Below are 14,329 nucleotides of genomic sequence, written 5' to 3' on the forward strand. Positions count from 1 at the left end.
TTTATTTAATTCAAAAAAGTATATTTTTCTTGTAAAAAGTGAGTTCTTAAAATTTATCTAATTGGCATATAATTTGCTTTTAATATAATTTAAATATTTTTATTCTTTATTGATTATTAAATAAACATCTGGATTATTTAGAATGGAACTAATTAAAAGAAAAACTATTAAAAACACAATTATTAGAAAAGGAGTTGCATTACATACCGGTCAGATGTCAAAAATTATTATGCGACCGGGAAATAATGGTATTATTTTTTATAATATTAAAAGAGATAAAAAAAGAGAACACCAGATTAAAATATCACCTTTTGCTGTTTCTAATACTTCATTTGCTACAACTATTGGAAAAGAACTCCATATTTATACAGTTGAACATATATTATCAGCTTTGCATGCTCTTCATATAACAGATGTTGAAATTGATATTGAAGGTGATGAACCACCTATATTTGATGGTTCTTCATATTATTTTGTAGAAATGATTAAAGAAGCTGGTATTTATGAGTTAGAAGGATATATTGAACCAATTAAAATTAATTTCCCTATATGGTATATCGAAAATGATGTTTATATTATTGGGTTACCATCCGATAAATTTGAAATAACTTATTCAATTGATTTTACTAAAAAATCTAAAATTTTAGGTGCTCAAAATGCTCATATAATTATCAATAGAGAAAATTATGTAAAAGAAATTTCAAGAGCAAGAACTTTTGGATTTTTAGAAGAGATTGAATGGATGAAACAAAATAATCTTGCTTTAGGTGGATCTTTAAATAACGCTTTAGTTTATTCAAAAAATGGGATTTTAAATGATGAAATAAGATTTGAAGATGAAGCTGTAAGGCATAAAATTCTTGATCTTATTGGGGATTTATATATTACAGGAATACCTATAATTGGACACATAATTGCTCATAAAGCTGGTCATACATCAGATATTGCTTTTACTAAAAAACTTTATTTAACAAGAAATATTGATCTTACTACTAAAAAATTACATATGATTCAACATCAATTTGAAGAAATATCAAAAAATTTACATTTACCTATTGAAATGTAAAGTGTCAAATTGTAAATTTTATTCATAAAAACGATACAAATAATAAAATTGAAATTATTGATATATTTAAAAAATAAGAAATAATTCTATCATTATTAAAATTTTTTCTCACTAGGTTAGTTATGTAATCCTTTTAGTTAATACTTTTAAAACATTTAAAAAAATCAAATAATATATTCTTTTTAGCCTTTGGCAACTAACAATCGTTCGAAAAATTTTAATAATGATAGACATATAGCTTTCATTTATTTAAATAAATATACTAATTTCAAGTTTTATTATTAAATTCATAACCCACATGAATAAAATTTTCAATTTTAAATCAACTAGTTATCAATACTTTTGAATTCCAAAAATATATTTTACTCTTGATTAAATACTATAGCAATTTGGAGTAAAGATATGTTTAAAAATAAAAATATTAAATTTTTAATTACAGTTTTGTTAATTACAATGGTAATGCTGCCTTTAAAATTATCAGGCTTTTTATCTTCTACTGTTTTTGCTGATGAAAAAGATGAAGTTGTTACACCTTGGAACTATGATGACTTTCATTCAGATAATTTTGTTATAGAAATGATGTAATTGATTAATAATGATCGTATTGCTAATACACCTGGAAGTGGTGTACGTTCGGGTTCTAGTGCCATTAAATTGGCAGAAAGTTATCTTAAAATCTTATTAAATGCACCAGAAATACAAAAAAATTATAAGCCGAAAAGAGATAAAAAAGGCTTTATTGATGAAGAAAGATATATGCTTACAAGAGAATGGTTGACAAACCTTCTTTTTGTTTATGCATATGCTTGGCGAGATTCAGAAAGATATGATAAAAAAACACCTTATGGATATTTGAGGACTGATCCTAAAACAGTAATTGATGATTATTTAAACAACAAAACATTATTTCCTAAATCTATTTTTAACACTGAAATAGGAGGATTACTTACTGATGTATATGCTACAATGACAGAAGCACAATTCTATAAATTTTAGAATATGCTTGAAAAGAATAATAAAAACTTTCAAGCTGAGGAAGTTAAAAAAGAAAACATGGTTATTGTAGAAAAATTATATTTATACCCTGCAAATTATTTCTACTCTGACATCAAAGATAAAAATGAAAGAAGAAAAAAATGGCTACTCTCTGTTGGGGCAAATCATATGTTAGAGATTTTATATGGCAATGGTATTAGTCTCCTATTCAAATTACAGCGAAAAATATAAAGGAAAACAGAAGCAGGCATATAATTTTTTCTATTAACAATTTAATGAAAAGAATAATTAATAATCATTTTTATTATTAGACTAATTCTTTAATGTGTATTCATTACATTATCTTTTTTATCATTATTACTTTCTTCAGTTTTACTATCAAAGACTATATTAAAACTTACATCCTTCTCGAAAAGAGAAGTGGTTATATTAGAAATTTCAGCATTAGGTGCTTGAAATGCTAAAACAGAATATATTTTTTCTTGGTTGGTACCAATAATAATAAAATTGAAATGGTTATATTTGATTAAATAAGTTAAATTTATATGTCTATAATTATTGAAATTTTTTGAGTGGATGTCAGTTGCTAAAGACTAAAAAGAATATATTTTTCCCGTGGTTGGTGCAGTTAATAATAAAATTTGAAATTGTTATTATTGATTTAATAAATGTAAACTATATATATCATAATTGAAATTTTTCGACTGGATTGTAGTTGTCAAAGACTAAAGAGAAAATATATTTTCTCGTGGCGATGCAATTAATGATAAAACTTGAAATTATTGTATTTGTAAATATTTAATTAAAATATATTAAAGTTATATATCTATCATTATTAAAATTTTTTGAACGGATTTCAGTTGTCAAAGACTAGGAGATAACAAATATTGGTTTTGTATTTGTGCTAAACAGATTGTAATAATAGATTACATAACTGAACTAGTGAAAAAAATTTTAATAATGATAGAATTAATTTTTTATTTTTTAAATATCTTAAATAATTTCAATTTTATTATTAACATTTTTCTTTTTATTCTTTTAGTTTTTGATAAATTTTAAGTATGCAAAAATATGAAAATCCTTCAAATTATTTTACACAGGATGTAATTGATTTTATAAAAAAAAATATTGAAAATAGTGATAATAATGAGGTTTTATTTGGTTGTTCTATTATAAAAGATGAAATAAACCATATTAATAATAATATTTATCATGATTCAAGTAGTAATATTATTGATCTTGAAGAAATTGATAAAGTAATTTATTCTGAAAATGAAAAAAACAAAATAAAAAAAAATAAAAAAGAGAAAATCGAAAGAGAAAAAATAGAAGAAAATAATGGTATCGATACAGATAAAAAAATATTAAATAAAGTTGAATTATTATTTAGAGGAAATATTAATTCAGTTATAGTTGATGAAGAAATAATTCAACAATTTGATATGATAATTCATAATCACCCTTCAGGAAATTTATCCCCATCAAATGCTGACCAGATTTTTGCTAACTTTTGTAGAGAAAATGGAGTTGGTTTTGGAATAGTAAACAATAATGTAAGTGAAATTTATGTAGTTGTTCCATTTATTGTTGTGAATAAAGTAAAAACAATTTCTGAAAAAGAAGTTACAAATATTTTATGTAAAAAAAATACAAAAATAAAAACTTTTTTACCCAATTTTAAAGAAAGAATTGGTCAGATAATTATGGCAAAAGAAATTGCTAATTCAATAAATAAAAAAGAAAATATATTAATAGAAGCTGGAACTGGAATAGGAAAATCTCTTGCATATTTAATTCCTTCAATTTTATATGCGAAAAAAAATAATATAAAAGTTGTTATATCTACAAATACAATTGCTTTACAGGAGCAGCTTTTTTATAAAGACTTACCTTTAATTGAAAATATAATAGATAATAAGGTAATTTATAAAATTTTAATGGGGCGGGGGAATTATCTTTGTAAGTTAAAATATGAAATATTTAAAAAATCTATTAATGATACTTTGTTTGAGTCTAATTTAAAGGAAGAATTTGAACAGATTAAAAAATATTTAGAAGAAAGTAATACAGGTTTATTAACTGAATTAAGTTTTAAAATTTCAGGTGACCTTATAAAAGAAATAAATGCATCTTCAGAAACCTGTATTAAAAACAAATGTAAATATTATTCTTCATGTTTTTATTATAAAAGTAGAAAAGAGGTTACTGAATCTGATATTATAATTGTAAATCATGCTTTGTATTTTGCTTCTGCTTTAAATACTGAAAGCAATGTATTACCAAAGCATAAAATTTTAATTTTTGATGAAGCCCATAATATTGAAGATATAATTGATAAATCTCTTGTTAAATCTTTAAACTTAAACCTGTTTTTTAAAAGTTTAAATAAATTTTATAATATTAAAGAAAAAAAAGGGTATTTAAAATTATTAGTTAAATATTTTGAAATAAAAGATAATTTAGAAAATGAGAAGAATTTAGTAGATAAAATTAGTGATAATATTTCCAGTTTAAAACATAATTTTAATAATATAGAATTATTATTACGTGAAATTGTTGAACAAATTAGTGATAAATCTAAATTTAATAACACTGAGCTTTTATTTTCTGAATTTGTAAAATATTTTCATCCTGAACACAAAGAAAAATTTAATTTAAATTTAAAAAACATAATTAATGATATTATTAATTTTGAAAATATATTAACTAAACTTTCAAACAAAATAAAAGAAATTAAAGATGATAATTTAAGTAGTACTCAAATATTTTTAAAATATTATTTAAATAATTTTTTACTTAAATTTGAAGATTATAAATTAGTATTAAATAAATTTTTAATTACTTCCAATATTTCAAATGAGATATGGATAGAGATAAAACCTAAAAATGTTAATTTTGCATTTTTTGATAGCTCTTTAAAATCTGATTTTTTAAGTTCAATTATTGAAAGAGTAGATTCAACAGTATTTACTTCAGCTACCTTAACTACTAACAAATCATTTTTGTTTTTTAAAGACCAATTATTTATTAACCATATTAAATTTAAAGAGCTAATTTTAGATTCACCTTATAATTATAAAGAACATTCAAAAATTTATATACCTAAAAATATTGTAGAACCTAATTCTAAAGATTTTATTGATAGCATTAAACATATGATATTAAATTTAATTCTTTTAAATAAAGGAAATGCTTTTGTTTTAACAACATCCTATTATGATATGAAAAAGCTTTTTAATTTTCTTAAAGATTACTTAAACGAAAATGGGATAAATCTTTTTATGCAAGGTTATTTATATTCAAAAAAGAAGTTAATAGAATTGTTTAAAAGTAATGAAAATTCTGTTCTTTTAGGAACTTCAACTTTTTGGGAAGGTATAGATATACCTGGACAATCTTTATCCCTTTTAATTATTACAAAATTACCATTTAAAGTTCCCTCAAATCCTATGGTCCAAATCAAGTCTCAATATATTGAAAAATTAAATAAAAATAAATTTATGGATTTTATGTTGCCAAATGCAGCATTAAAATTAAAGCAGGGCTATGGAAGGTTAATTAGAAAAGAAGATGATAAAGGAGCATGTTTTATTTTCGATAAAAGAATAAAAACAAAACAATATGGGAAAATAATTATAAACTCTTTACCAGATGTTGGTATAATGTTTGATAATTATGAAAAATTAGAAAATGATTATAAAAACCGATTCATTTTTTGATTTTTAGTTGTATTATATTATAAAAGGGTTAATAAAATATCATCTTGATTATTTATATAATCTCTATGTTATTATTGGAATTTGTTATTCAAGGAAAAACAAATGTTTAGAAATAAAAAAATCTTATATATTTTAGTATTATTTTTTATAATTCTATTTTTTAAAAACTATTTTATTTTTGGTTATGATAAGCAAAAAATACCTGATGAAAAAATAGATTATTATAGTGAGGTTTTAAAATATGGTACTGAAGAGGAAGTGTTAAATATTTTAAAAGAGCTGTTAATTTATGATTGTACACCATTAGTAGATGATTTACTTAATTTGATTGATACAACTTATAATGTGAATATAAAAATCAATGCTTTAACTGTTTTAGGTGACCTTGAAAAGGAAGCTAAAAAAATTGAACCATATTTAAAAAAAATTATTGAAGATAAGTTTTCTAATAATAGTTTATTAAGAATAGCTATTGTTGATTCTGGTAAATTAAAGCTCAAAAGTTTAGAAGATGATATTTACACTATCTTTACTAAAAAAGAATATGAAGAAGAAAAAGGTATTAGAGAAGCTTGTTTGCAAGCATTAGGTGAAATTCGTTCTACAAAATATATGGATAAAATTTATGAATTTCTTATAGACTCAAAAAATGATGATGAATTAAGGTCTTACGCTGCTTTATATTTTTCAAATTTTGATAAAATTGATAAAAAATATATTGAAAAATTTAATGAAATGATTACTGACAATGCTGAAAATACCTATGTTAGAAGATATTTGCTTTTTGCTTTATCAAAAATAAAAGATCCATCTTCTTATAAATATATTAAAAAATCTCTTGAATCAGAAGATCCATATATACAAATTTATGCTGCTCAGGCAATTAAAAATTATAATAAAAAAGATGCTGATAAAGTTTTAATGCAACTTTTAAGAAGCAACAATGTTAATGTTAGAATAGAAGCACTAAAATCACTTAAAGAATTAAAAGCATTTGATTCTCTTGATATTATAGTTTATAAAGCTATACATGATAAAAATGAAAAGGTTAGATATGCAGCTTATGATGCATTTTTAACAATAATGGAAAATCAAAAAAGTATAAATGCTGATGATAAGTTAAAAGATAAAATTAAATTTCTTTTAAACTATATAAAAGATTATAGTAAAAATAAAGAATATAAAGAAAGAGCAAAAAAATTATTAAAAAAATTCTTTCCTGAAAATGAAAAAAACAAAAATGATAAGAATAGTGAACAAACTAATGGATAATAATAAAATGGTTTTTAATAAAAATAAAGAAAATACTATATTTTAAAATTAAGTGTGTAAATTATTGTAATTAATGTATATTTAATGGGGTTAAATTTTTTGCCTATTAAATCTTTTGAAAATTAAGTTAGTTATAAAAGTAATTTATCAAATTTATATAAAAGGGAATAAAATATTAAAATAGCAAAAATAAAATAACAAAAGAAAAACAGAAAAAGTAAAATATTAAAACGAAATTAAGATAAAAAAGGTGAAAATAATAAAATAAATTAAAATTAAATAGCAAAAAATAAAAGATTTAAAAAAATAAAAAGGATGTAAATATGGCAGTTGAAAAAGACAAAGAGAAAATTGTAGAATCTACAATCCAAACTATTAGGAAGCAGTTTGGTGAAGGTGCAATAATGAAACTTGGTGAAAAAACATCAATGAATGTAGAAGCAATACCTACTGGTTCATTAGCACTTGATATTGCTTTAGGTGTGGGTGGAATACCCAGAGGAAGAGTTATTGAAATATTTGGTGCTGAAAGTTCTGGTAAAACTACTTTAGCATTACATATGATTGCAAGTGCTCAAAAAGAGGGAGGTATTGCTGCATTTATTGATGCAGAACATGCTCTTGATCCTGCTTATGCAAAAAAAATTGGTGTGAAAGTTGAAAATTTATTAATATCTCAACCTGATACAGGTGAACAAGCTTTAGAAATTTGTGATGCTTTAGTTAAATCAGGTTCAATTGATATAATTGTTGTTGATTCAGTTGCTGCTCTAGTTCCAAAAGCTGAAATTGATGGAGATATGGGGGATTCTCATATAGGTTTACAGGCTAGATTGATGTCTCAAGCATTAAGAAAATTAACAGCTTCTATTTCAAAAGCAAATACTATAGTTATTTTTATTAACCAGGTTAGGATGAAGATATCAACAATGCCTTTTGGTAACCCTGAAACAACAACAGGTGGATTGGCATTAAAATTTTATTCAACTATCAGGATTCAGGTAAAAAAATTAGAATCAATTAAAAAAGGCGATCAAGTATTAGGAAGTGTATTAAAACTTACAATTAAGAAAAATAAAGTAGCTCCACCTTTTAAAGTAGCCCAGACTTCAATATTTTTTGATAGAGGTATTGCAAAATCTTTAGAAATTCTTTTAATTGGGGAGAATCTAGGAATAATTAAAAAGGTTGGAACATGGTATAGTTATAATGATATAAAATTGGGTCAAGGTAAGTTAAATGCAATGAATTTTTTAGATGGTAATCCTGATTTATTAAATGAAATAGAAAATAAGATTAGAGAACAATACGGTTTAATTGAAGCAAAAGATAATACTGATAAAAAAAAGGAACCGGATAAAAACAATACAAATGAAAAGAAGAAAAAATAATTAGTTAAATAATTGAATTTTATTAGTTTATAAATTATTCTTTTTATAAAATATTAAAGGTGAAAAAAAATGATAAAAGTTGGTTTTGTTGGTGCAAAAGGGAAAATGAATACACAAACAATTAATATGTTACTTGAATCTCATCAGGATAAAATTAATATTGTTGGATTGTATGAACCTTTTAAAAATATATCAAATAATGATTATATAGTTTTAAATAATCATGAGAAAGTTTTTTATTCAAGTGATATTAAAAGTTTAAAATCATCAGATATTCTTGTTGATTTTTCCCATTTTTCTTTGACTGATAAAATACTGGATTTTGCAAATGAATTTAATAAGAAATTGATAATTGGAACCACTAATCTTAACAATGATATAATAGAAAAAATTAAGAAGTATGCTGAAAATATAGCTATTTTTTATTCATCTAATATGAGTTATGGAATAAATGCATTATTAAAACTTTTACCTGAAATTGTTAAAATTTTTCAAGATTATGATATTGAAATTGTTGAATTTCATCATAATAGAAAAAAAGACGCTCCATCAGGAACAGCTAAAACTATAGCTCAGAAGATAAATGGTTTTTTTGAAAACAAAAAAGATTATCTTTATGATAGAACAAAAATAGATAGACCAAGAAAAAAGGATGAAATAGGTATTAGTACTGTAAGATTAGGTGGTATTTCAGGAATTCATTCAATATATTTTGGTTCAGAAGAAGAAATTATTGAAATTAAACATACTGCTTTAAGCAGAAAAGTTTTTTCTGCTGGTACTATAAAAGCTATTTATTATTTAAATAATAAAAGAAAAGGTCTTTTTAATTATCAAGATTTATTAGAAAATAAGTAAATTGGGGAAATTAGTTTTCAATGAAAAATAAATATAGTGTTACCATTTCATTAGGCTCTAATGTCGTAAATGGCCATTCAAATATTCAAAAAGCAATTGACATTATTGGGAATAAATTCTATCTGAAAAAAGTTAGTAAAATTTATAAAACAGAACCTTTTGGAAATTTAAATCAACCTCCATTTTTTAATGCTATTATTATTATTGAAACCACTTTTTTACCTATAAAATTATTAAATATTTTAAAAAAAGTTGAAAAAAAATTTAATCAAAAGAAGAAATCACAATTCTGGGGTAAGAGAATAATAGATCTTGATATTTTATATTTTGAAGATTTTGAAATTGTTTCAAATAAATTGATTATTCCTCATGAAGGTGTTTATAATAGAGAATATATTAAACAAATACTATCAACCATTAGTGAAAATAAATTAATTAAATAGTATTATAAAAGTATAAGGGTAAAATTGACATTAAAAGTATTTCAAAACAAATTATATATAATGGAAAAACTATTGTATTAAAATAAATTATATAAAGTAATTATATCATAATCTTGATTAAAAAAAATAAATAAATATTATATACAAAAATAAAGTGATTTTGTAAATTCAAATTTTTGGAACCAAAGGAAAGATTACAAAATAACAGGTAATTACACCTTTATAAGGAAGATAAAGTGAAAAATTTTAATTCTTTTTTTAAAAAATATAAAAAAGGTCAAAAGTTAGTTTTATCTACAGCATATGATTACCCAATAGCTAAGATATTGGATGATTCACAGGTCATAGATGCTATTTTAGTGGGAGATTCAGCTTCGAATGTTATTTACGGGAATGATACCACTTTACCAATTACTTTTGAACAGATGTTAAATCATGTAAAGATGGTTACAAAAGCAACAGAAAAAACTCCAGTAATCGCTGATATGCCTTTTCTTTCTTATGGCATTTCTATAGAAGACTCTATTAAAAATTGTGGTTTAATGATTAAAGAAGGTTTTGCAAATGCTATAAAAATTGAAGGTGGAAAAGAACAGGCTGATCTTGTAAAGAAATTAGTTGACCTTGGTATACCTGTTCAGGGACATATTGGCTTAAAACCTCAGCATTTTTATGTGCTTGGAGGGTATAAAATAGCAGGAAAAAATGAAAAAGAAGCTGAAAACTTAATTGAAGATGCAAAAGCATTAGAGAAAGCAGGTGCTTTTTCTATTATTCTCGAGTTGATTACTGAGGAAGTTGCAAAAAAAATTACAGAGTCTATAAATATTCCAACAATTGGAATAGGTTCAGGTAAATTTGTTGATGGGCAAATTGTAGTTATAAATGATATTTTGGGATTAGGAGGATATGTTCCAAGTTTTATTAAAAAGTATGCTGATTTAAACAAGATTATAAGTGATGCAGTAAAAAATTATGCTTCTGAAGTTATAAATGAAAAATTTCCTGAAAAATCATTTCATATGGAAAAAAAGTAATATAAATATATTATAGATTATAATTTATTTTTATTTAACTTTATTAGTTATAAATATTTAAAGAAGGATTTGTAAATATGAAAATATTTGATAATGCAAAAAAGTTACAACAATATATTAGGGAAGAAAAAAAGAAAGGGAAAATAGTTGGATTTGTACCAACAATGGGAGCTTTACATGAAGGCCATCTTTCTTTAATTAGAGAAGCTAGAAAAAATAATGATATTGTTGTTGTATCCATATTTGTAAATCCTTTACAGTTTGGACCAAATGAAGATTATAACAAGTATCCAAGACCAAAAGATGAAGATTTAGAAAAATGTAATCTTGAAAATGTTGATATAGTTTTTGCTCCTTCTGAAAATTCATTTTATGAAAAACCACATTTTACATATGTTGAAGTAGAGAATTTATCAAATAAATTATGTGGTAAATCACGTCCAGGACATTTTAGAGGAGTTTGTACTGTTGTTTTAAAACTTTTTAACATTGTACAACCAGATAATGCTTATTTTGGTAAAAAGGATTTTCAACAACAGGTAATTATAAAAAAGATGGTAAAGGATTTATCTTTGCCTGTTAATATTGTTCCTATGCCAATAATTCGTGAAAAAGATGGTATAGCGTTAAGTTCCAGAAATAAATATCTATCGGATGAGGAACGTAAAGATGCTCTATTAATTAATAAAGCATTAAAATTAGCAACTGATTTAATTTTGAAAGGTGAGACTTCTTCTGAAAAGATAAAAAAATTGATTATTGATACAATAGTTTCCGGGAAAAACAACAAAATCGATTATGTGGAAATTGTAGATGATACATTTTTAAACAAAAAAAATGTTATAGATAAAGATACTCTTATTGCAGTTGCTGTATTTACCGGCTCAACAAGACTTATTGATAATGTGCATTTAGCAGATTATATAAAATAAATTAAAATTTAAAAAACAAAATTTTGTTATGCTTTTATAATATAAGGTTCTAATTTTAAAATATTTATTTTTTAAATATTTATTGGGTATAATAATGATAAAAAATATTAGTTTTATTTTTAATATTAAAAATTTAAACACAATTCTTATAAATTTTGTTGGTATTACTATTGCTTATTTTATATCAGCAGGTTTAAGAGAAGGTTTAAAAGTTTATATAGAGAAACTGTTTATAAAAGATATAATTACAAAAGAAAAACGAACAAAACCATTTTTATATTTTTTTGATTATTTAGGATATTTCCTTTTTCTTGTATTTGGTATAGGTTATTCTAATAATAGAAACATTAGATATAAAAATTATTCTTTTAAAAGAAAATTCATATTTTTAATATCTGGAATAATAATGGATTTTATTATAATATTTTTTATTCTTTTCTTAATGAATAAAGATTTTTACTTTAATAAATTTTTATTCATTCATAAATTGTATTTCTATTTAATTTACATTAACTTTATTTTTATCTTATTAAATATTTTACCTTTCCCTTTTTCTGATTTAATGACTTTTATAAATTTAAATTCTTACTTTTTTCCACTTTTGTATATATTTCAAATTGTTTTTATAATACTTTTATATTATTTTCATATTCATTCAATTTTATATTTGAAATTTATTAATTATATAAAAATATACTTTTAATTATATTAATTTTAATATTTTAAAAATATAATTTAATTGGAAATAATAATATTGTTATATTAAAATTATTAAGATTTATCTTGATTTTAGGTTTTAAAATATTTTCTTATATAATCAATAAATAATATATAGTCACATAAATAAATTTCAATCTTTAATTGACATTTATTATAATTTATTATAACTTTGCTTTACGGAATAGAATAAGACAATAAAGGGGTTAATTGATGAGCGAAAGAAATTTTGACTTTAATCAGGAAATTGAGAAATCACTTCAAAATATTAACAAACCAAAACCAAAATCTTTATTACCAGGACGAGTTGTACTTATAGCTGAGAATGAAGTTTTTATCGATATAAAATGGACTTCTGAGGTTATAGTCCCTTTAGAAGAATTTGCAAATAAACCAGAAATTGATGATACTGTTTATATCTGGTATGATGTTGATAAAGATGGAGCTCCAATATTTTCAAAAAAAATAGCTGATAAAAAATTAGAAGAAAGAGAATTACAACAAATTTATAGAAGAGGGTTATCTTTAAAAGCTAAAATAATTTCTTACAATAAAGAGAAAAAATATTTTACAGCAGTTTATAAAAATCTTAACTGTAAAGTTCCTATCTATGAAATTGATACAAAATTTGTTTCAGATGAAAATATAAATGATTATTTAGATAAAGAATTTGAATTTAAAATATTGAATTATAAAAGAAATAATATTGTACTTTCAAGAAAAGAATATTTGATAAATAGAGCAAAAGAAGAAAAAATTAAATTTTTTAAAGAAAAAAATAAAGGTGATATTGTTGAATGTGAAGTAGTTAAAATTCTTAATGATGATAAAGGTGTAATTGTAGATCTAGGTGGATTTACCGGTTTTATCCCTAAAAGAGAAGTGTCTTATTCTAGATTTTTTAATACCAGTGATATTTTAGAAGAAGGACAGAAAATAAAAGCAAAAATTGTTTTAATGACTAGAAATAGTAATAAAAAAGAAGATAAAATTGTATTATCAATTAAACAAGCTAAAGAAGATCCATGGAAAGAGTTAAAATATCAAAAGGATGATATAGTAAAGGGTATAGTAAAAAAAGTTTTTCCTGATGGTGTTTATGTTGAAATAGAGGAGGGTGTTGAAGGTTTTATCAGAAAGAGTGATTTTTCATGGGTTCAGGATGAAAGAAGTACAAATGAAATTGCAAAGTTGGGAGAGATTATTGAAGCCAAAATTTTATCTATAGATTTTAAAAATAGAAAATTAAGATTGGGTGTTAAGCATATATTACCAAATCCATGGGATACAATAGAAGAAAGATATGTGATTGGTAAAAAAGTAAAGGGAATTATTAAAAGAATTACAAATTTTGGTGTATTTATTGAATTAGAGAAAGGTATTGAAGGATTACTTAGAAAACAAGAGTTGTCATGGACTAAAAATTTAAATCCTGAAGATTTATTTAAAGATAAAGTTGGTGAAGAGATTGAAGTAGTAGTTAAAAAAATTGAAAAAGAGAAAAAAAGGATTGCCCTTTCTTTAAGGGAGTTATTTGATAATCCATGGAAAAATTTACAAGCAAACTATCCTCAAGGTTCAACAATTGAAGTTATTATTTCTGATGTACAACCTAAAAAACTTGTTGCTAAGATCAATGAAGAAATAGAAGCTATAATTCCAATAAGTGAAGTAGCAATTGAAAAAATAGCTTCTTTAGAAGATAAATTCAAAATAGGTGATAAAGTTGTAGCAAAAGTAAAAATTTTAGATCCTAACAGAAAAAAATTCTTACTTTCAATAAAAGAATTAATTCTTGAAGAACAAAATAAAGAAATTAATAAATTTATTTTTGACAATAAAGAAGCAAAAATAAATTTAGGTGAATTATTATCAAAAAAATAATTGTATTTTTAAAT

The 14,329-nt window shown here is 22.9% G+C and carries 13 protein-coding genes; all 13 read left to right on the forward strand.

Annotation, left to right across the window (positions count from 1 at the left end):
- Window positions 1-142: 142 nt before the first annotated feature.
- Complete coding sequence (lpxC, locus tag ACZ5EC_RS03015) at window positions 143-1,066, forward strand: UDP-3-O-acyl-N-acetylglucosamine deacetylase (protein WP_464303486.1); 924 nt, start codon at window positions 143-145, stop codon at window positions 1,064-1,066.
- A 402-nt stretch (window positions 1,067-1,468) separates the two neighbouring features.
- Window positions 1,469-1,651: a hypothetical protein gene (locus tag ACZ5EC_RS03020; RefSeq protein WP_464303487.1), complete on the forward strand. Its 183-nt coding sequence runs from the start codon at window positions 1,469-1,471 to the stop codon at window positions 1,649-1,651.
- A 69-nt stretch (window positions 1,652-1,720) separates the two neighbouring features.
- Window positions 1,721-2,062: a hypothetical protein gene (locus ACZ5EC_RS03025; RefSeq protein WP_464303488.1), complete on the forward strand. Its 342-nt coding sequence runs from the start codon at window positions 1,721-1,723 to the stop codon at window positions 2,060-2,062.
- A 3-nt stretch (window positions 2,063-2,065) separates the two neighbouring features.
- Window positions 2,066-2,293 carry a hypothetical protein gene (locus tag ACZ5EC_RS03030; protein WP_464303489.1) on the forward strand — a complete coding sequence of 76 codons (228 nt, stop codon included), beginning with the start codon at window positions 2,066-2,068 and terminating at the stop codon, window positions 2,291-2,293.
- 830 nt (window positions 2,294-3,123) lie between these two features.
- Window positions 3,124-5,781 (forward strand): helicase C-terminal domain-containing protein, encoded by a 2,658-nt coding sequence (locus tag ACZ5EC_RS03035; RefSeq protein WP_464303490.1) that lies wholly within the window; start codon window positions 3,124-3,126, stop codon window positions 5,779-5,781.
- A gap of 102 nt (window positions 5,782-5,883) precedes the next feature.
- Window positions 5,884-7,053: a HEAT repeat domain-containing protein gene (locus ACZ5EC_RS03040; protein ID WP_464303491.1), complete on the forward strand. Its 1,170-nt coding sequence runs from the start codon at window positions 5,884-5,886 to the stop codon at window positions 7,051-7,053.
- 323 nt (window positions 7,054-7,376) lie between these two features.
- Entirely contained in the window at window positions 7,377-8,444 is a 1,068-nt protein-coding gene (gene recA / locus ACZ5EC_RS03045; RefSeq protein WP_464303492.1) for a recombinase RecA, read from the forward strand.
- Window positions 8,445-8,513: 69 nt separating this feature from the next.
- Complete coding sequence (gene dapB / locus ACZ5EC_RS03050) at window positions 8,514-9,302, forward strand: 4-hydroxy-tetrahydrodipicolinate reductase (RefSeq protein ID WP_464303493.1); 789 nt, start codon at window positions 8,514-8,516, stop codon at window positions 9,300-9,302.
- 20 nt (window positions 9,303-9,322) lie between these two features.
- Window positions 9,323-9,745, forward strand: a complete 423-nt coding sequence (folK, locus tag ACZ5EC_RS03055) for a 2-amino-4-hydroxy-6-hydroxymethyldihydropteridine diphosphokinase (protein WP_464303494.1) — start codon at window positions 9,323-9,325, stop codon at window positions 9,743-9,745.
- A 236-nt stretch (window positions 9,746-9,981) separates the two neighbouring features.
- A complete protein-coding gene (panB, locus tag ACZ5EC_RS03060) occupies window positions 9,982-10,782 on the forward strand; it encodes a 3-methyl-2-oxobutanoate hydroxymethyltransferase (protein WP_464303495.1) in 801 nt (266 codons plus the stop codon).
- Window positions 10,783-10,859: 77 nt separating this feature from the next.
- The gene (panC, locus tag ACZ5EC_RS03065; protein ID WP_464303496.1) at window positions 10,860-11,714 is read left to right on the forward strand and encodes a pantoate--beta-alanine ligase; all 855 of its coding nucleotides are present in this window, start codon (window positions 10,860-10,862) and stop codon (window positions 11,712-11,714) included.
- A gap of 94 nt (window positions 11,715-11,808) precedes the next feature.
- On the forward strand, window positions 11,809-12,417 hold the full coding sequence (locus ACZ5EC_RS03070; RefSeq protein WP_464303497.1) for a hypothetical protein: 609 nt from the start codon (window positions 11,809-11,811) through the stop codon (window positions 12,415-12,417).
- Window positions 12,418-12,644: 227 nt separating this feature from the next.
- Window positions 12,645-14,315: a S1 RNA-binding domain-containing protein gene (locus tag ACZ5EC_RS03075; protein WP_464303498.1), complete on the forward strand. Its 1,671-nt coding sequence runs from the start codon at window positions 12,645-12,647 to the stop codon at window positions 14,313-14,315.
- Window positions 14,316-14,329: the final 14 nt, after the last annotated feature.

This window comes from Exilispira thermophila (assembly GCF_055389015.1).